This is a genomic window from Frondihabitans sp. Leaf304 (assembly GCF_001423105.1).
Lineage (GTDB): Bacteria > Actinomycetota > Actinomycetes > Actinomycetales > Microbacteriaceae > Frondihabitans.
Window position 1 is genome coordinate 1,613,100 of the sequence record NZ_LMNV01000002.1, and the last position, 18,208, is coordinate 1,631,307.

General features: G+C 68.0%; 22 protein-coding genes. 16 read left to right on the forward strand and 6 right to left on the reverse strand.

Features of this window, described 5'->3' with window-relative positions; all coding sequences use genetic code 11:
- Position 1 precedes the first annotated feature (1 nt).
- A complete protein-coding gene (locus ASF54_RS07210; protein WP_200919575.1) occupies positions 2-1,588 on the forward strand; it encodes an MSMEG_0567/sll0787 family protein in 1,587 nt (528 codons plus the stop codon).
- Positions 1,589-2,224: 636 nt separating this feature from the next.
- Here ASF54_RS07210 and ASF54_RS07215 read toward each other — a convergent pair.
- A complete protein-coding gene (locus ASF54_RS07215) occupies positions 2,225-3,106 on the reverse strand; it encodes an SDR family oxidoreductase (RefSeq protein WP_055960428.1) in 882 nt (293 codons plus the stop codon).
- Positions 3,107-3,223: 117 nt separating this feature from the next.
- Between ASF54_RS07215 and ASF54_RS07220 the strand changes: the two genes are divergently transcribed.
- The 9 genes from ASF54_RS07220 to ASF54_RS07260 all read left to right on the forward strand — a co-directional run bounded on the left by ASF54_RS07220 (position 3,224) and on the right by ASF54_RS07260 (position 11,228).
- Positions 3,224-3,847, forward strand: coding sequence for a TetR/AcrR family transcriptional regulator (locus ASF54_RS07220; protein WP_084816014.1), 624 nt, complete (start codon positions 3,224-3,226; stop codon positions 3,845-3,847).
- Positions 3,844-4,878 carry a LacI family DNA-binding transcriptional regulator gene (locus tag ASF54_RS07225; protein ID WP_055960434.1) on the forward strand — a complete coding sequence of 345 codons (1,035 nt, stop codon included), beginning with the start codon at positions 3,844-3,846 and terminating at the stop codon, positions 4,876-4,878. Before ASF54_RS07220 ends, ASF54_RS07225 begins: the two co-directional genes overlap by 4 nt.
- Positions 4,879-4,981: 103 nt before the next feature.
- The gene (locus tag ASF54_RS07230; protein ID WP_055960437.1) at positions 4,982-5,626 is read left to right on the forward strand and encodes a 2'-5' RNA ligase family protein; all 645 of its coding nucleotides are present in this window, start codon (positions 4,982-4,984) and stop codon (positions 5,624-5,626) included.
- Positions 5,627-5,768: 142 nt separating this feature from the next.
- Complete coding sequence (locus ASF54_RS07235; protein ID WP_055960440.1) at positions 5,769-6,713, forward strand: carbohydrate ABC transporter permease; 945 nt, start codon at positions 5,769-5,771, stop codon at positions 6,711-6,713.
- Entirely contained in the window at positions 6,713-7,543 is an 831-nt protein-coding gene (locus ASF54_RS07240) for a carbohydrate ABC transporter permease (protein ID WP_055960443.1), read from the forward strand. The genes ASF54_RS07235 and ASF54_RS07240 overlap by 1 nt, the downstream gene beginning before the upstream one ends.
- A 70-nt stretch (positions 7,544-7,613) precedes the next feature.
- Complete coding sequence (locus ASF54_RS07245; protein WP_055960447.1) at positions 7,614-8,963, forward strand: extracellular solute-binding protein; 1,350 nt, start codon at positions 7,614-7,616, stop codon at positions 8,961-8,963.
- A gap of 97 nt (positions 8,964-9,060) precedes the next feature.
- Positions 9,061-9,438 carry a hypothetical protein gene (locus ASF54_RS07250; protein ID WP_055960450.1) on the forward strand — a complete coding sequence of 126 codons (378 nt, stop codon included), beginning with the start codon at positions 9,061-9,063 and terminating at the stop codon, positions 9,436-9,438.
- A gap of 62 nt (positions 9,439-9,500) precedes the next feature.
- Positions 9,501-10,145, forward strand: coding sequence for a hypothetical protein (locus ASF54_RS07255; protein WP_157510064.1), 645 nt, complete (start codon positions 9,501-9,503; stop codon positions 10,143-10,145).
- Positions 10,146-10,283: 138 nt separating this feature from the next.
- Positions 10,284-11,228 carry a hypothetical protein gene (locus ASF54_RS07260; RefSeq protein ID WP_055960456.1) on the forward strand — a complete coding sequence of 315 codons (945 nt, stop codon included), beginning with the start codon at positions 10,284-10,286 and terminating at the stop codon, positions 11,226-11,228.
- Between the two features lie 66 nt (positions 11,229-11,294).
- On the opposite strand, the gene ASF54_RS07265 is transcribed toward ASF54_RS07260, so the two are convergent.
- Complete coding sequence (locus tag ASF54_RS07265) at positions 11,295-11,510, reverse strand: hypothetical protein (protein WP_055960460.1); 216 nt, start codon at positions 11,508-11,510, stop codon at positions 11,295-11,297.
- Between the two features lie 102 nt (positions 11,511-11,612).
- Here ASF54_RS07265 and ASF54_RS07270 point away from each other — a divergent pair, with 102 nt between their 5' ends.
- Complete coding sequence (locus tag ASF54_RS07270; protein ID WP_055960461.1) at positions 11,613-11,981, forward strand: hypothetical protein; 369 nt, start codon at positions 11,613-11,615, stop codon at positions 11,979-11,981.
- 52 nt (positions 11,982-12,033) lie between these two features.
- On the opposite strand, the gene ASF54_RS07275 is transcribed toward ASF54_RS07270, so the two are convergent.
- Positions 12,034-12,606 (reverse strand): TlpA family protein disulfide reductase, encoded by a 573-nt coding sequence (locus tag ASF54_RS07275; RefSeq protein WP_157510133.1) that lies wholly within the window; start codon positions 12,604-12,606, stop codon positions 12,034-12,036.
- A gap of 63 nt (positions 12,607-12,669) precedes the next feature.
- Here ASF54_RS07275 and ASF54_RS07280 point away from each other — a divergent pair, with 63 nt between their 5' ends.
- Positions 12,670-12,957 carry a hypothetical protein gene (locus ASF54_RS07280; RefSeq protein WP_055960466.1) on the forward strand — a complete coding sequence of 96 codons (288 nt, stop codon included), beginning with the start codon at positions 12,670-12,672 and terminating at the stop codon, positions 12,955-12,957.
- An 81-nt stretch (positions 12,958-13,038) separates the two neighbouring features.
- On the opposite strand, the gene ASF54_RS07285 is transcribed toward ASF54_RS07280, so the two are convergent.
- Positions 13,039-13,494, reverse strand: a complete 456-nt coding sequence (locus ASF54_RS07285; RefSeq protein WP_055960468.1) for a MarR family winged helix-turn-helix transcriptional regulator — start codon at positions 13,492-13,494, stop codon at positions 13,039-13,041.
- A 31-nt stretch (positions 13,495-13,525) separates the two neighbouring features.
- Between ASF54_RS07285 and ASF54_RS16070 the strand changes: the two genes are divergently transcribed.
- On the forward strand, positions 13,526-13,786 hold the full coding sequence (locus tag ASF54_RS16070) for a hypothetical protein (RefSeq protein ID WP_084816016.1): 261 nt from the start codon (positions 13,526-13,528) through the stop codon (positions 13,784-13,786).
- 101 nt (positions 13,787-13,887) lie between these two features.
- On the opposite strand, the gene ASF54_RS07290 is transcribed toward ASF54_RS16070, so the two are convergent.
- A complete protein-coding gene (locus tag ASF54_RS07290; RefSeq protein ID WP_055960470.1) occupies positions 13,888-14,406 on the reverse strand; it encodes a GNAT family N-acetyltransferase in 519 nt (172 codons plus the stop codon).
- A 226-nt stretch (positions 14,407-14,632) separates the two neighbouring features.
- Here ASF54_RS07290 and ASF54_RS07295 point away from each other — a divergent pair, with 226 nt between their 5' ends.
- The 3 genes from ASF54_RS07295 (at position 14,633) to ASF54_RS07305 (ending at position 17,067) form a co-directional block, all read left to right on the forward strand.
- The gene (locus ASF54_RS07295) at positions 14,633-15,076 is read left to right on the forward strand and encodes an SRPBCC family protein (protein WP_326934329.1); all 444 of its coding nucleotides are present in this window, start codon (positions 14,633-14,635) and stop codon (positions 15,074-15,076) included.
- 122 nt (positions 15,077-15,198) lie between these two features.
- On the forward strand, positions 15,199-16,407 hold the full coding sequence (locus ASF54_RS07300) for a sensor histidine kinase (protein ID WP_055960474.1): 1,209 nt from the start codon (positions 15,199-15,201) through the stop codon (positions 16,405-16,407).
- Positions 16,408-17,067: a response regulator gene (locus ASF54_RS07305; protein WP_055960476.1), complete on the forward strand. Its 660-nt coding sequence runs from the start codon at positions 16,408-16,410 to the stop codon at positions 17,065-17,067. It abuts the gene before it with no gap.
- A 217-nt stretch (positions 17,068-17,284) separates the two neighbouring features.
- Here the strand turns inward: ASF54_RS07305 and ASF54_RS07310 are convergent, their stop codons facing one another.
- Complete coding sequence (locus tag ASF54_RS07310; protein WP_055960478.1) at positions 17,285-18,031, reverse strand: hypothetical protein; 747 nt, start codon at positions 18,029-18,031, stop codon at positions 17,285-17,287.
- Positions 18,032-18,208: the final 177 nt, after the last annotated feature.

The window sequence follows — 18,208 nt, forward strand, 5'->3', positions numbered from 1 at the left end:
CGTGAGCCTGATCGACGTGCCGGCGCTCATGGGGCCGAGTGGAGTGCTCGGCGCGACGGAGTCGGATCCTGCGCTCTCCCCCCTGGTGGTGCGGGCCGAAGGATCCGACGTGGCCGCGTACCGCAGACTCCGTCACGACGCGTTCGTGGCCGAGCAGGCGCTCTTCGCCGGCACCGATCGCGACGACCTCGACGACGATCCGCGAACGATCGTGCTCGTGGCACGGGTGGGCGCGGAGGTCATCGGGGGCGTCCGGATCGCTCCCGCCACCGCGATCGACATCGGCTGGTGGACGGGAAGCCGACTGGTCGTGGCACCCGGCGCCCGGGGTGCCGCCGGCATCGGGTCGGCGCTCGTGCGCGCGGCGTGCGCTCTGGCCGAACAGCTCGGCGTGATCCGATTCGACGCGACCGTGCAGGAGCGGAGTTCGATCCTGTTTCGGCGGATCGGATGGGAGACGACCGGAACCGCCGTGATCGGCGGGGTGGAGCACCGGCGCATGCGCTGGCCGATCGGGCGGTATCAGCGGCTCGTGGACGCGACGAAGTCGCACCTGGCGGCGCTGCTGGAGCCTGGGTCGGTTTCGTCGGCCGATCCTGGGGCGTCGCTCGGGTCGCTGTCGTCGGCCGGGTCGCTGCCGTCCGGGTCGCTGTCGTCGATCGGGTCGCTGTCGTCTCTCGAGTCACTCTCGTCGCTCGGCGGCGCGGGCTGGGTGGGCGACGACGGGGCGCCCGTGCCCGGCACCGATGTGATCGCGGCGTGCGACGCGATCCTGCCGTCGATGGTCGAGCGCGATCCCGAGTGGGCCGGCTGGTGCGGCGTGCTCGTTAACGTCAACGATCTGAGTGCGATGGGTGCCGCGCCCGTCGGGCTACTCGACGCGGTCGCCGGTCGTGATGCCGCGTTCGTGCGCCGCGTGCTGGCCGGAGTCCGTCGCGGTGCCGAGGCCTGGGGCGTTCCGCTGCTCGGCGGACACACGCAGGTCGGTGCGCCCGCATCCCTCTCGATCACCGCTCTGGGACGCACCTCGACGCCGGTGCCGGGCGGCGGCGGCCGTCTCGGCGACGCACTGAGCCTCACGGTCGACGTCGGCGGCTCGTGGCGGCCCGGCTACTCGGGGTCGCAGTGGAACTCCACCGAGGCACGACGCTCGGGCGAACTGCGTGACCTCGCGGGCACGGTCGCCCGGGCCCAGCCCGCCGCGGCGAAAGACGTCAGCATGGCCGGAATCGTCGGCACCGTCGGCATGCTCGCCGAAGCCAGCGGGTACGGAGCGGTGATCGAGGTGGGGGCTGTGCCCGTGCCTGGTTCTGGTGCCGGTGCCGTTGGTGGTTCTGGTGCTGCTGGCTCGCGCGTGGCGGGCTCGGTCTCGATGGGCTCGGTCTCGATGGGCGACTGGCTCGGCTGCTTCCCCGGCTTCGGCATGGTCACGGCTGACCGGGCCGGGCGCTCACGCATGTCGTCGCCCTACGCCGTCACCGCCGAGATGGGCGAACTGACCACGTCGCCCGGCGTGCGGCTCCGGTGGCCCGACGGCGAGACGACGCTTGCCGTGAGCGGTGGCGTGACCGGGTTGGGGCCGGCCTAGCCGATGCAAATTTGAAGGAGATTCTGCCGCGGGACCCCGTCGGATCCTGACGTTTCCGTTGGCGCCGGCGCGTTTCTCCTTCCAATTCGGGAGCACGCCCGGGCTAGAACCCCCGCATCTGCTCGAGCAGGATCCGCGACGCCCCGCTCGAAGCCGACGTCACCACCCGCACCTCGCCTCTGCCGTCACCGAGATCGCACTAGGCGTCGGGTACGGGCGACCACAACTGCGATCTCGGCGCACCGCTCACCTCGCACGACTCCGGCGACGCGGCCAAGGCGTGCGAGCGACACGTCTTTCTCAGCAGGGAAAGGCGGGAGACCACAACCCGAATTGTGGCCCCCGCCGGCCCGCAACCCGAATGCGGACCCTCACCCCTGATGTGGTGATGACACCAGCCAACCCCACGGCGACCGGAATGGGCCCGACATTGTGTCGGAGTCGAGAAAAACGTGAGTGGGGCCACCATCGAGGATTCGGGCCCTGACGGTGGCCCCGGCCTGCTCCTTAGGGAAGAAGCAGGTTGTTGTGCGGTGGGGACGCACTCGAGTGACCGTAATCCTCTGATGAAATCGGCCCTGTCAGTTTCGTTGCCGCTCGTACCCCTGCTCACTCCAGCGCCACGAGACCCGGCGATCACGACGTATAGAAACCGGCCTCGAGGTCGTCGAGCAGAGTGGGGCCGGAGGGCTCCCACCCGACGAGCCCTCGCGTGAGCGACGACGACGACGGCTGGTCGCCGCCGAGCAGCGCACCGAACACACCGAGCTGCTCGGGATCGACGGCGGTAGCGGGCAGACCGGTCTTCGCCGAAATCACCTCAGCGACCTGCCGCATGGCCACGCCCTCCTCGCCCACGGCGTGCAGAACAGAACCGGCCGGCGCTTTCTCGACTGCCAGCAGAAACAGTCGCGCAGCGTCGCTGATGTGCACGGCAGGCCACCGGTTCTGGCCGTCGCCCACATAGGCAGCGGTTCCCAGCTGCCGGTCGAGCCCGACGAGTGACGCGATGAGGCCGTTGCGATCTGCTTCGCCATGGACGCTTCGCGGGAGACGCACGAGCACCGACCGAATACCCCGATCGGCCAGCCGGTCGACAGCTTTCGCGGTCCGCGCTCGGGCTCCGGCCGGCCCGGCAGGATCCAGATGATCGGCCTCGGTCGACACCCTGCCTTCGAGAATCGGTGTGCCGGATGCCGCAACGAACGCCTTGCCGCTCCCGGAGAGCGCATCCCCGATTTTCTGCAGCAACGCCACCTCGTTGTCGATCGTCTCGTCGAAGGCGTCGAAGTCGAGGGTGAAGGCGAGATGCACGGTCGCGTCAGCCTGCGACGCCTCCGACACGATCAGGTCGTGGTCTTGCATGTCGCCGAGCACAGCGCTGGCGCCGAGGTGTCGGATCCTTGTCGCCGACGCGTCCGAACGCGCGAGTCCGACCACCTCGTGCCCGGCGGCGATCAGGTCTTTCGTGAGTGCGGTGCCGATCCATCCGGACGCCCCGGTGATGAAAACGCGCATGATGTGCTCCCTCTCGTTGCGGCGCGGACGAGAGGCTTCTCGTCATCGCCTTCTGATGTGACCTAGTAACATCACCGTACACCTGATGCGACTGAGTAACATCACTAGAATCAGAACATGGGTCGATGGGAGCCGGACGCGCAGGGGCGCCTCTTGAGCGCTGCCCTCGAGCTCTTCGCCGAGCACGGTTATGAGGCGACCACGACCGCGCAGATCGCGGAACGCGCCGGGCTGACAAAGACGACGCTGTTCCGTCTCTTCTCCGACAAGCGCGAGATCGTGTTCCAGGGCCAGAGCGCACTCGTCGAGCTGGTGAGACGCGGTGTCAGCGAGGCACCGATGGGCGCGAACCCGTCCGAGCTGATGGCCGGCGCAATCGGGCTCCTGTCGCGCGCGCACACAGAGGACCATCGGAGGACGGGCAGGATCCTCGACCCCGTGCTGGCCGAAAGTCCCGAACTGAACGAGCGGGCCGTCTTCAAGCGCTTCACAATCGCCTCCACCCTCGAGAAGGCCCTGGTCGATCGGGGCGTCGAGAAGCGAGAGGCAGGCATCCTCGCCGACCTCGGGGTCCGGGCGTACTACTCGGGCTATGAGCTCTGGGTCGCGTCCGACAGTCCCTCGCCCCTCGCGGACTACGTCGCCGACGAACTCTCGCATCTCGAGGAAGCAGCGGCGATTCTGGTTCGCAGCTCCGCTGAACCCGCCACGGCAGTCGGGTCGCCGAGGAGCGCGACGTGACCGACTCCGTCCCCACGATTTACGACGTCGCCGCCGGTGCCGGTGTGTCGAAATCCGTCGTCTCCCGCGCCCTCTCCGGTGCCCCCGGAGTGGCACCGGCCACCCTGGCCCGGGTCAAGCAGATCGCCGCCGACCTCGGGTACGTCGCAAACGCGAACGCACAGGGCATGTCAGCTCACCGCACCCACACTCTCGGAGTGTTCGTGCGAGACGCGGCGACCCCGTTCTACGGACACCTCCTTACCGCCTTTCAAGAGCAGGCCTCGGCCCGGGGTTACCGAGTGGTGACCGCGACGGGATCCGGGTCTTTTTCTCTGGTCGAAGAACGCCGCGCCCTCGAGACCCTCGTCTCTCTCCGGGTCGAGGCACTCATCGTCTGCAGCGGTGCGCTGCCGGTGACCGACGTCCTCCCGTTCGCCCGGCGAATGCCCACGGTGATCGCAGGGCGGCCCGAACGCGACGCCTCGATCAGCAGCGTCTACTGCGACGAGTCGGGCGGCGGTCAGGGCCTCGCCGATCACCTCGTCGGGCTCGGTCACAGGCGGGTGGCCGTCATGACGCTGTCACCCACCTCGTCGCTGACGCAGGCAGCGCGAACCAGGGCGATGGTGCAGCGGCTCCGCTCGTCGCACGTCGACGTCGCCGAGATTCCCTGCGAAGACTTCGGCGGCGAGCTCGACGGGGTGGATTCTCTCGTCCAGGCCGTGCTCGACTCGGGCAGTGTCACAGCCCTGATGGCCCCGAGCGACTCGTGGGCCGTCGCCGTGCTGGAAGCGCTTCAGCGCCGCGGGCTCTCAGCGCCACACGATCTCTCCGTCACCGGCTACGACGGCGTCACACCGTTCTTGAGCGAGCTGCTGGGCATCACTTCGTGGCGTCAGCCGCTCGGTCTCATCGGCACCCTGTCGGTGGATGACGTCGTCGATCAGATCGACGGCCGCTCCGCCGGCACCAGGCATCTCGCCGTCGACGGCGAACTCCTTCCCGGACGAACCGCTGGTTCGCCCGGAGAGTTCGCCGCCCTCCGTTAATCCGTTCGACACCCTCGCCTCGCCCGAAGGCAACCTCTATGCCTCGAAATAGGGAACGTTCCCTAACGGCAGCGAACCCGAACGAGAGAGCGTGAACGATCGAATGTCCCCGAAATCACCCCGCGACGACAGCGACCCCTACCGCTACGGCATCTACCTTCGCCCTGACGCGCAGACCTGCAGAGCGGTGACCGTCATCACCGATCAACTCCGAGCGCAGTTCGGTCTCGTGTCAGCGGGCGCTTTCCCCCCGCACGCGACACTGGTCGGGAGCCAGCCCTTCGGCGCGGCCGAGAACGACGTGATCGACGTCGTCACATCGGCGCTGGCCGACCAGCCCGCTTTCGACGTGCACAACTCGGGCGTGCGCGCTCAGGGGATCGGCTTCGTGTACGACGTGCACCACCGTGCCGACGGGACCGTCAACGACGATCTCTTCCGCCTGGCCGAGAAGATCGAAGCCACTGTCGCCCCGCTTCGTCGCCCGATGAGCTCGCCACCCCCGAATGATTTCGAGCCCGACAAATTCCGCGCGCACCTCTCGCTTGCGTCGCACGACCTCTACGTCAGGCCCGATCTCCACGACGAGGTCGGCGAATTCATCACCGAACTCGAGATACCCGTGCCCACCCGCTTTCTCGGCCACAACGTCGCGCTCTACCGCACCTCGAGCCCCGACTGGTCTGGGCGCTGGTGGCAGACGATGACCTGGGAGCACGTCTTCACCTGGAACCTCGCGTCCTCCTGATCGCTCCGTCGCGTGCGGTGTAAACGCCGCGTGAACGCTCGACGGCCAGACACCGATCGGCCTTGACCGGGTCGTCACCACTGCCGCAGAGTTATCGCGGTTTCCCAATAGGGAACGTTCCCTACTACTCGAAAGGTGACCCATGACGGTCTCGATTCGCGGACGACTCCGAGCACGCCCGGTCTCGATATCCGCAGCCACGACGCGTTCCTGGCTCCGTGCCGACCGGCGGTTCGGGGTCGCTCTGCTCGTGCCCGCCTTTGCCGTGTTCGCCGTGTTCGTGTTCTACCCGCTGGTCAAGGTCTTCTGGTTGAGCATGCAGGGCACCGATATCTTCGGCCAGCCGGCAGGCTTCGTCGGCGTCAAGAACTACGTGACGACCTTTACCGACCCGGAGTTCGGCAGGACGATGGCGCAGACGGCCATTTTCTGCCTCGCGGTGGTCTCGGGCCGGATCCTTCTCGGTCTCCTGATCACCATCCCCCTCACGGTGAAGCTGCGCGGCGTGCCGGTATTCCGGGCTCTGCTCACCTCGCCGATGGTCGTCTCGGTCTCGGCCGCCTCAGTCGCGTTCGCCGCGATGCTGGCACCCGGCACAGGGCTTCTCAACTCGGTCATCACCCGCTTCGGCGGACCGGCGATCCCCTGGCTGACGAGCACCCGGTGGGCACTTGTCAGCGTCGTGATCGTCACCGTCTGGGGATCGATCGGCTTCACGGTGCTGCTGCTCCTCGGGGCATTCAGTGGTATCGACGCCGATGTCATCGAGGCCGCGCACCTCGACGGGGCCGGGGCCGTCCGCACCCTGTGGTCGATCTCACTGCCGCTGGTGACACCGACGCTGTTCTTCGTCGTCGTGACCGGCACGGTCGAAGCCCTGACGACCTTCGGCCAGATACAGATCCTCACCGGCGGCGGGCCGGCGGGCTCGACGACGACGCTGGTCTACGACATCTACCAGGCGGCGTTCGGTGCGGCGAGCGCGAACTTCGGTCTCGCCGCCGCGCTCGGAGTGGTGCTCTTCCTGCTCATCCTGGCGTTGTCACTGGTGCAGTTTGGTGTGCTCGAGAAGCGGGTGAACTACTGATGAGACGCTCGGCACGCTCGAGGATCCGGGCCACCCTCCTCTATGCCTGGCTCTGCGCGGCGGTTCTCGTCGTCTGCTTCCCCCTGTACTACATCTTTGTCGGCGCCCTGACCCCGACGGCGTGGCTGAATCGCGGACTCGAAGGCCTCATCCCGATCCACCTGACCCTCGACAACGTGATCCGCGCGACCGAAGTGATGCCGCTCGGTCGGCAGTTCCTGAACAGCCTCGCGGTCACGTTCGCGCAGACAGTGCTGCAGGTCTCGATCGGGATCGCTGCCGCCTACGCTCTCGTCTTCTGCCGCCTGCGGGGCACCCGCGCCCTCTTCCTCGTTCTGCTGTCGAGCATGATGATCCCGGCGGAGACGACCCTGATCGCCAATTACCTCACGGTGTCGTCCTGGCACCTCATCGATACGGTGCCCGTCGTCTTCCTGCCGTTCATGGCCTCGGCGCTCACCATCTTCCTGTTCCGGCAGGCGTTCCTCAGCTTCCCCGGGGAGCTGCGCGAAGCAGCACTCCTCGACGGCTCAGGGCATCTCCGGTTCCTCTTCGCGATGCTGCTGCCGATCACTCGGCCGACGCTCATCTCCGTCACTCTCGTCAGCGCGACCGCAGCCTGGAACGGCTTCTTCTGGCCGCTGCTCGTCACCAACTCGCCCGAGAACAGGACCATCCAGGTCGGCATCGCCCAGCTCTCGAGCGCCGAGGTGAACGACGTCGGCGTCGTCCTGGCCGGGGCCGCCATGGTGACGCTTCCCGTGCTCCTGCTGGTTCTGCTCGCCCAGCGCTTCCTTGCCGGCGGCATCACAGCCGGCGCCCTCAAGTAGAACTCCGCCCCCGACCGGCCGCACCCCGCGGCATCCCCTCCCGTCCAGCTCGAAAGAAAGAGGCTCCCCAGTGTCATCTCGCCACCCCCTCCTCATTGCGGCCGCCGCGGCCGGAACCGCCGCGCTCCTCGCGCTCACCGGCTGCTCCAGCGCCGACTCTCCCTCCTCCGGGTCCTCTAGCGGTCCGGTGACCATCACGTTCTGGCACGAGATGGCCGGGCCCGCGGCAACGGAACTCACGGATCTCGTCGACCAGTTCAACAAGCAGGAGAAGGGGAAGATCACCGTCAAGGCGTCGTTCCAGGGCACGTATGCCGACGTGCAGACGAAGTACACCGCGTCGGTCCAGTCGGGATCGACCCCCGACCTCCTCATGATGAACGACGTCTCCACGGGCTTCATGGTCGACTCGAAGCAGACGACGCCCCTGTCGACGTTCACCGCGAAAGACTCCTCGTTCGACGAGAACACCTTCCCGTCGGTCGTGCGCAAGTACTACGCCGCCTCCTCAGGCGGCCTCGCAGCCATGCCATTCTCGGTCTCTCAGCCGGTGCTCTACCTCAACAAGAGCCTCGTGAAGAAGGCGGGGCTCGACGCCAGCAAGCCACCGACGACGCTCACCGAGCTCGCCACCTGGGCCTCGAAGATCCACTCCTCGACCGGCGCGTACGGAATGACCATGAACATGTCCGACTCGTGGATGCTCGAAGAGCTGTCCGCCTCGGGCGGGCAGGATTTCTGCACCCCCGACAACGGCCGAGGATCCGACAGGGTCACCGGGATCGACATGACGTCCGGCACGCAGGTGGCCTTCCTCCGTGAACTGCAGGCCCTGTTCACCGCGGGCACGGCTCTGAACCCCGGAACCGACCCGAATGTCATGACCTCTTCGTTCGCCAGCAACAAGGTGGGAATGATGCTGACCTCGACGGGCGCATACACGACAGCCGACCCGACTAAGAAGACCTCGGTCGTCTCCTCCTTCCCCACGACCTCCACGTCGACCGACGCCGGCGCGGTCGTCGGCGGCAACGCCCTCTGGATCTCGGGCAAGAACCACTCCGACGCCCAGCAGAACGCTGCCTACGCGTTCGCGTCGTTCCTCCACTCGCCCGAGGTCCAGGCCGAGTGGGCGAACGCGACCGGGTACCTCGCGTCGAACACCGACGCTGCCGACACCACGGTCGGAAAGAAATCCCTTGCAGATCCGAACGTGGCCGCCATGTACAAGCAGCTCTCCGACACCCCCGCCAGCCAGGCGGCTGCGGGATGCCGGACCGGCGCCTTCCCCACGGTCCGCGCGACGGTCATCGGCGCCTTCAACAAGATCGTCGAAGGAGCCGACGTGACCTCGAGCATGAAGGCCGCCGAGACGAAGTCGGCCGAGCAGATCGCCGCCTACAACACGGCTGCCCAGTAGCGGCCTGGGCCGGCTCAGTTCGCCGTAATTGCTCGCGTCCATCGACTGCACGGAGGGCGCGTCGTAGTCTTGACAGACCTGCTCGAGAGGAACGTCTGTGGGAGAACGACTCGACGCGGCTGCGCGGATCTCCGCCCGGACCGTGCGCGTGGCCTCGAAGACGCCGCTCGGCAAGCAGCTCAGAGAGAACATCGCGTTTGTCCGTCGCGTTGCTCGAGCCGCTGTCACCGAGGCCGTTGCCACTCCCCCGACCGCCACTTCGTCGCGAGACACCACCGCGCATGAAGGGCTCGAGCCGCAGCCCCGCGACGAGTTCGTTGCCGGCGACGACGAGCGATGCACCTGCCGCGAGCCGGCCTGGTGCGGGGCCACGAAGGGTGACGTCGTGCACGACCTGATGAGCCGCGGAATGCGCCTCGACCGCCCGCAGGCCGAAGCGATCTGGCGTGAGGCGCAAGACCGTCGCGTCGCTTGACGCGGTCGGTGAGCCCCTGGCTTCGGTGAGCCCCTTCCTTCCCGGCAGGGCACACTAAACGCATGGAATACGCGGGGGATCGCTGGGTCAGACACCTTCGCGACGGAACAACTCCCCGCGCGTGGCGTTCCGTGCTCGGCCTGTCGATCCTCATCCTCGCCAGCGCAGCGATCCTGTTCGCCGAGTTCACCCATCTGTCCTTTGTCGTCGCGGACTTCGCTGGCCATGGCAGGGGCAGAGGCTCATCGGTCCTCCTCCCAGTTCTCCTCCTGGGCGTCGGTCTGTATTTCGCCATCTCCTCAAGGGACCGCAGCAAGTCCGATCGACGTGCCCTCGCTCTGATCCGGGCGTCGTCCAACCCCGCCTTCTACCTGCCGGTTACCGACTCAGACTCGGGCGACGACCGCGTCGTGATGTGGACGGTCGACCGCGACGGCCTGCACGCCTGGACGCCGAGCTCGAAGACTCCGGTGAGGAGCGTGCCGTGGTCGACTCTTGAGACGATCACCCTCGCCGAGCAGTGGGTTTCACGGGCGGGAGCGAACCAGGCGTATGCGCTTGCGATCGATCTCGCGGACAACGACAGCATCGTCCTTCGATGTCGATCAACGATCGGCCGCTCGTACCCGGCAAGCGTCACCAAGCTCGACATCCTGATGCGCGTTCTGCGGTCGCTTCGCCGTGAGCTCGACCGTGCCGACAAATGACAACGAGACCACGCCTTGGGGCGTCCCCCACCCCACGAGCGAAAGGCGGCACCGCATGACGAACCCCGGCAGAGCGAGGCGGTCGGATGTCACGGACGGGCCGCGCGCGATATTGGCGATTGACGGTTTACTTCCTCTATGAAACTCACCGACGACCTGACCCGCGGCGACTGGACGCGGGAGCGCTTCGGGCCCGGGTGGTCGGTGGCGGGCACCGTGGGGTCGGGCTTTGAGGCGTACGCCCGGATCCTTCACCCGGTTCCCGCCAGCCGTGTTGACCTCGACGTGCCGCGCCAGCTGCCGTATGGCATGCCGACCATTGTCGAAGAGACGGTCTGGCCCTGGGCCGAGCTCGCCCGGCGCAATGGGCGGAGCATGCACCCCCTCGTGCAGTCCAGGCGCCTCAATGACGACGAATCGCGCATGCATTTCGACGACGGCTGGTATTGCGGGCAGACCCGGTCCGGCTTCCTCGAACCCGAGTACCTCGCCGATATCGTGACTCGACTCACACCCGAGACGACGACCCCTGGTGATCTCACGGTAGGCGTCTGGGAGGGATGGGGAGAGCTGCAGGGCACCGGCGTCGTCTACACCGCCTCGGGAGACGACGGGTCTGCTCAGGCTGCCTACGACGAGGCCTTCCGGGCAAGCGTCGCTCCGGAGGTTCGCGAGGCACTGGCGAGAACCCGATACCAGCCGCCGCGACTGTTCCGTCGTCGCCCGGTCGTGCCACCGCTTCTGCTCGAGCTGCCGGATCGCCGGTACTTGATGTTCGCGACCGACGCCGCCGAACTCAGCAACCCCGACTGGCCCTTGACGGCCGGGATCGGTTGGGACGACGAGTCCGAGGGCGTGATGCCGCAGCTCGTATGGCCAGCAGACTCCGCCTGGTGCATCGCCTCCGAGATCGACTTCGACTTCACCCTCGTCGGCGGAACACGGGCGGCGATCGCTGCCGTTCTCGACTCGCCGATTCTCGAGACCTACGAGGTGCAGCCGGACGACGACGTGTCGTGGGATGGCGACGTCGTCAACGAGTTCCGCGAGCCGGCTCCGCAGCTGCGCAATCCGTTTGCGTGACTTCCGCTGTCGGATCCTCGCCGACTCACCCTGCCTCACTAGCAAGAACGCTCTGCGGCATCCCCGCTACAGCTTCACGAAAACGACCATCAGGGCAGCCAAGGCGAACGCGACGAGAACGAAGCCCCAGACGAACCAGGGCCTGACGGGCGCAGTTCGCCACGAGTCGGCCCGCCCGACCACCTCGCGTCGATTGCCTCGAATCGCACCGATCACGAGCAGTCCGACCCCGACGGCAAAGATCGGGATGACGACCGCGACAATGAGAATGTCTCGAAGCATGGTGTGACCTTAGGCGATCGGATAGCTCATCGTCGTTCGTGCTTCACCCCGTGGGCAGAAGAGCCCCTAGCCGCCCGCTGTCGAACCCGCGAGCATTCGAGCATGCAGGCAACAGTCACCGACACTCGCGACCGCACGGACCGGGCTCCCGTATCAGCGCGGGGATGGATAGCGCTCGCACTGAGCCTCGTCGCGACCTTTGCCACCCTGGCGGCCATCATGCCCCTGGCTACGGGCTCGGGGGTTCCGGCACTGCCCTGGGGTGCGCTACAGCCCCTCTTCGGCCCTGCGCTCTACTTGTGCTGGCCGATTATCTTCGCGGCGATCATCGTCGACCTCGCTGCTGGAATCCGGGGTGGAAACAACCGCGCCGCAGCACTTGTCGGCGGTATCCTGCTGGCGCTCGTCGGGGCCTACGCTGTGATCGTCTTCGCGGTCGACGTCAACGAGTTGACGCGCTTCGCAGCCTGAGTCCAGGCCGCCCCGGCACCGCGGGCGCCAACAGGAGTCGGATCACAATTAGCTACGTCCGAGTCGCGGCGGTCTTGATCAGAGACCTGAGCGTCGAGGGGTCGATACCGCCCAGGATCCTGGCGCTCACCCGGCCCCTCGGATCGACGACGATCGTCGTCGGAGTGGCGTTCGGCCCGCGCGTGCCGGCAAACGCCAGCTGCACAGCCCCCGTTTCGACGTCAGATACCGTGTCGTAGCGCACCTTGAATGTGCGGAGGAATGCGGCGGCAGTCTGGTCGTCGTCGCGCACGTCGACCCCGAGGAACGTCGAGGTCGATGCGTTCTCGACGCTGAGCTTTTGAAGGTCGTTCGCCTCGGCACGGCAGGGCGGGCACGAGGCGTACCAGAAGTTGACGACCAGCACTTTGCCGCGGTAATCCTCCGCAGTCCGCTTCGAGCCGTCGAGCAGCGACGTGCTGAACTTCACTGGACTCCGGGATTGGGCGACGGAGTACTCCGTGACCTGACCGGCTCCCGACGGCGTCAGATCTCCCTGCGACAGGCCCTGCGACGTGCACCCGGAGGCCACGAGCGCGACTGCGAGACCGGCCAGCACCGCTATCGGGCCCCCACGACGTGTCATCACCATCGAATCCTAGAGGCGGAGTCACCCACCGAAGCCCACCCGGCTAGGTAGTCTCGCGTCATGGCAGCTGAGGAGCGACGCACGATCGACATGTCGTGCGATTACGGGGCGGACTGGCCCCTCTGGGCAGACGGCATGACCGACGGCGAGTCGCTCGGCCTCTCCCCGGCACTCGCGCAGAAGATCCTCGCCTGGAACGACTACTACCTGGCCCACGCGAGGCCGAACCAGTCGTGGCTCGTCTCGAAAGAGAGCGACGTCCGGTGGCTCGAAGAGGGCAGGCGGCTCAGTGAGCACTTTCGCGCCGAGCTGCGGGGCGTCGCCGACGTCACCTACTCGCAGCGGTGACCGTCGCCACCACCCGCGCCGCCGGGTGAGTGTCCACGATCTGCTGATCGCAGGCGCCTGGCACTAGCCGATCGTGGACAGTCACCCGGCCGAGCGCGGCGGAGAGGCGGCTGCGCGGCTGGCCTCCAGCAGCACCGTGAGCTCATCGCGCACTCGTTCGAGCGTGGCGGGGTCGACCCCCAAAAGCTCGAGGATCCGGCCCGGCACCGCGAGCGCCCGCTCCCGCAGGGCCACCCCGGCCTCGGTCAGCGCGATGTCGAGCGACCGCTCGTCGGCAGAGTTGCGCGTTCGGGTCAGATACCCCTGAGCCTCGAGCCGCTTGAGGAGCGGCGACAGCGTTGCGGGGTCGAGCGAGAGTTGCTCGCCCAGATCGCGCACGCGGAGCGGACTCGTCTGCCAGAGCGCCAGCATCACGAGGTACTGCGGGTGGGTCAGGCCGAGAGGTTCGAGCACCGGCCGGTAGAGCGCAATGACGCTTCGACTCGTGGCCGCGAGTGCGAAGCAGACCTGCCGGTCGAGGGCGAGGGGATCTTCCATGGCCCCACTTTAACGCGTACACTAACTATTTGTGGGCAAACCAGTACGCAATCGCAAGCCAGCGCGACCGAGAGCCGCAACGCCGTTCGACAAGGCCCCCGGCTTCATCGGGCGCCTCAACCGTTTCATGTACCCGATCGCCGGCCCGGCCTCGCTGGGCGCCGGCCATCCCGAGGAGCCCTACGAGCCTCCGGCCGACCCCCAGTGCCCGGTGTGCCACACATCACTCTCGACGCACGCGATCGACCGCGATCCGGTGACGAACCGCACGTTCCTGAACTGCCCGCGCTAGCCCGAGCTAGCGAGCTGTCGCGAGATGGCCTGACCTACGCCCATTCCCGCTAGTCGCCGCAGATTCGGCCTTCTCGGGGCCATCGCTCGCCGAGATCGCAGTCAGACGAGCGTCATCCCCATCACGGTGCGGACGGGCAGCGCTCCCCCGGTGTCGTCGTCCCACTGCACCATGCCGATCTTCTCGGCCACGCGGCGGGATGCGACGTTCAGAGGGTGGATGATCGCGACCAGCACGTCAGACGCCAACTCCCCGGCGAGCGCCGCAGCGCGAGCGGCATCTCGGCAGGCCGCGGCCGCCTCGGTGGCATACCCGCGACCCTGGAACTCCGACCTGACGTGATAGCCGACTTCGAGCATCGGCACCCCGTTGACCTTCTGCCACGTGAGTCCGCAGTCGCCCACGAACAGACCATCGACAGTCTCAAGGATCCACAGCCCGAACCCGTATTCGGCGTAGTTCCGCTCGTTCCACCCAATCCAGGCCGCAGCCTCGTCGCGGGTCTTCGGCGCAGGGTAAAACTCCATCACGCTCGGATCGCCGAGCAGCCCCGCCATCGCATCGAGATCGGCCGCGCTCATCGGCCGGAACCGGAGTCGCGGAGTCGGTGCGGGCAGCATGCCTCCACGGTATCGCGGGGTGTTCTCCGCGGACGCGGTCGCCGAGATCGCAGTTGACGTCGGATGTAGGCGACCACAAGCGCGATCTCGGCGGGGGCACTCGCGCTCTGGCGTGCAGCACGCGACAGGGAGCAGAATCACTGCACCGGAACAGCGCTTCGACGACGAAGCAGGAGAGGGAGCCATGCCCGTCATCCAATCCACACACGACACCGACACTCTGACGATGACCGTCATAACGGAGTTCGGCGCGGCACCCGAGCGCGTGTGGGAGGTCTGGGCGGATCCTCGTCAGCTCGAACGCTGGTGGGGCCCGCCCACGTGGCCGGCCACGTTCGTCGAGCACGAGCTGACGACGGGTAGCCGCACGAGCTACTACATGACCGGCCCCGACGGCGATCGTGCCGCTGGCCTCTGGCTCATCACCGCGGTCGATGCCCCGCACCGGGTCGAACTCGACGACAGCTTCGCCGATGCCGACGGCAACCCCGACGAATCGATGCCGGTGTCGCACATGCGGATGACGCTCGAGCCCGCGGCGAGCGGCACCCGCATGACGCTCGTCACCGAGTTCGCCAGCCGGGAGCAGCTCGACCAGCTGCTCGAAATGGGCATGGAGGAGGGCATGACGCTCGCGCTGGGGCAGATCGACGGGATCCTCGCCGAGTAGGCCGAGCGCACACCCGAGCGCAGGGTCGAGCGCAGATCCCCCTAGCGGACTAAGCCGGGGCGTCGTTCATCAGCCAGGATGGACTCGAGCGACGACTGACCACGATCACCCGGGGGCGATGCATGCCGAGACGACTCAGCGAGCGGTTCACCACGCTCGAGTTCCGGGTCGACGCGATGGCCGCGGTCGTCATAATCGCTTTGAGCCTGGTGCCGTTCGGCCTGTTGCTGAACAGCCCGAGTGTCGCCTCGGTGCTCCTCGCCGCCGTCGCGGTCGCCCTGCGTCGGGTCTCTCCTCGCGTCGCCCTCGTCCTCGTCTGGCTGATGGCCGCCGTCCAGGTCTTCGGCAACGAACGCCCGACCGTGACGACCCTCGCGCTCGTGCTCGTCATTTACGCGTCGGCCAGCGTCGGCACCCGCAACGAGCTGATCGCGGGTCTCGTCTCGAGCGTGATCGGAGGCGGGATCGCGTCCGTCTATCTCGCGAACACCGGCACGCGCTTCGCTCTCCTCCTCTACGGCTCCCCCGGTCAGGCCGCGGCGACCCTCCTGGCCCCGATCGGCGTGCTCGGATTCGCGTGGCTGGCCGGCCTGACCGTTCGCGCCTTCCGCTCCCGGCAAGACGAGTCGATCCTCCGCGTCCAGGCGCAGACCGAGACCGTGCAGGCCCTCGACCTCGCCGAAGGCGAGCGGCTGCGGGCGGCGATGGCGCGCGATGTGCACGACATCGTCGGGCACTCGCTGGCCGTGATCATCGCGCAGGCCGACTCGGTGCAGTTTCTCGACGACACCGACCGCATTCGCCAGGTGACCTCGACGATCGCCGACACCGCTCGGCGTTCCCTCGGCGAAGTGCGGGAGGTGTTGAGCGGCACCAGCGCCGGATCCTCGGGTTCTGCCGCCGACGAGCCGCACGACCTCACCGCCATCATCGAGCAGGTCACCGCCGCCGGGGTCGTCGTCGACCACGTGACCCGCGGCACCGCCCGCGCGCTCGAGCCCGGACAGGCCCTGGTGTTGCGCCGCGTCGCCCAGGAGCTTCTGACCAACGCCCTCCGCCACGGCGCACCCGGCATGCCGATCGCGTTCACCGAGCTGTGGCGGCGTGACGACGTCGTCCTTGAGGTGCACAACGCCGTGCTCGCCGAGGCCGATCGACCGACCCCGACGGGCGAGCTGCGGCGGGCCGGGACGGGCGTCGCCGGAATGACGGCCCGCCTCGCGGCCATCGGCGGCACGCTCGAGGCGGAAGAGATCGACGGCACTTTCATGGCGCGCGCCCGGATCCCGGCCACGCAGCCCGTCTCACCATCGATGGCCAAGGAGGCCTGAGTGATCCGAATCGTCCTGGTCGACGACCAGCAACTCTTTCGCGGGGGCGTCCGCGTCGCCCTCGACGCGCAGACCGACATGGAGGTCGTGGGCGAGGCGTCGAACGGCCGCGAGGGTCTGCAAGTGATCGGCGAGACGCAACCCGACATCGTGCTGCTCGACATGCGGATGCCCGTGATGGACGGCGTCGAGACGGTCCAGGCGCTCTTCGGGCCGAACGGGCCGGCCACCCCGCCGCGCGTGATCGTGCTCACCACCTTCGCGCTCGACGCCGCCGCCGCGACCGCCATCCGCAACGGCGCCAGCGGGTTCCTGCTGAAAGACAGCACGCCGGCCTTCCTGACCGCCGCCATCCGCGCGGTGCACGCCGGCAGTGCCGTGCTCGCGCCTGACGAACTCGGGCAGCTGTTCAGCGCCGATGTGAGTGCGGCGCCGACTCCCGCGGCCGTGCCGGCGCCGCTCGAGTTCCAGTCGCTGACCACCCGCGAGCGCGCCATCTTCACGCTTGCGGCCCGGGGGCTGTCGAACTCCGAGATCGCGGCCCACGAATACGTCAGCGAATCGACGGTGAAGAGCCACATCTCGAGCGTGCTCGGCAAACTCAGCCTGCGCGACCGGGTGCAGCTCGTCGTCTACGCGCACGACAACCAGCTGCTGTAGGCCGGCCGGGCCGGGCCGGGCCGGGTCGGGGTGGGGCCGGGTCGGGGTGGGTCGGGCCGAGTTCGGGCCGGGTCGGGGTGGCTTCGGGCCGGATCGGGGTGGGTTCGGGCCGGATCGGGGTGGGTTCGGGCCGGATCGGGGTGGGTTCGGGCCGCCGAGATCGCGCTAGTGGTCGCCGCACCCCGACCCCAAGTGCGATCTCGGCGCGACGGGCGGGCTAGCCGCGTCGCCAGAAAAAGGGGAAGCGGCGGCGGTTGCGCGTGGGGGCGGCAGGCGCGGCGGGGGTGGGAGCAGCGGTGGGAGCAGCGGCAGGCTCCGGGTCCGCGGCCGGTGCAGGGGCAGAAACTGGCGCAGCAACAACAGCAGGGGCAGGGGCAGCAGCAACCGCAGGATCCGCGGCAACCGCCGCCGACACCGACGCCGCCGCCGCACCCTGTGCCTCTCTCCACCGAGCCTCGGCCGCCCGATAGTCGTCGAGCCCGGCGATCTGCTCCAGGTGGCGCAACGACCGTGCCCGCATGGGTGCCTGCACCGGAATGAGGTTGCCCTCGTCGTCCGGAACATCGGCGAGCAGCCGCTGGATCGCCGCGCTCGGCGTGAGCCCCTCGGCGAAAGCGGCTGCCAACTCGTGCACCCACGGGTGCGTGGCGATCAGCGTGCGCCCGTCGGCCTCGCGCGCGCCCTCTTCGAACACGTTCGGCACATGCCACGAGGCGCCTGACGCGTCGTCCCACCACAACCAGCCGAGCACGACCCGGTCGCGCTCCCAGGCCACGTAGAAGACCGGCACGCTCTCGTCGACGGTGCGGGCGAACGACGGCCCAGGATCCGGCGCAACCACGATCGGAGCGACCCCGACGGGCGACTCATCGCCGCTCTGCCCGGCCGTGGGCTCAGCGCCGCGCTCGGGCTCGGCCCCGAGTAGATAGGGGTGGAACGGGAGGTCGTTCGTGTCGTCGATCACCGGGTCGATTATGCCGGGACCGTCTGACTTCCTGCTCCGGTGGCGTAGCTCAGACTCCAGCGGCTGGCCCGAGGCGCGTTGCCCGTCGCGCGTCGCCACGGGCGCGTCGCCCGGAGTCGGCGGGTGTTCTCATGGGTCGGCGGGTGCTCCAGCACCCGCCGACACCCAAAAACACCC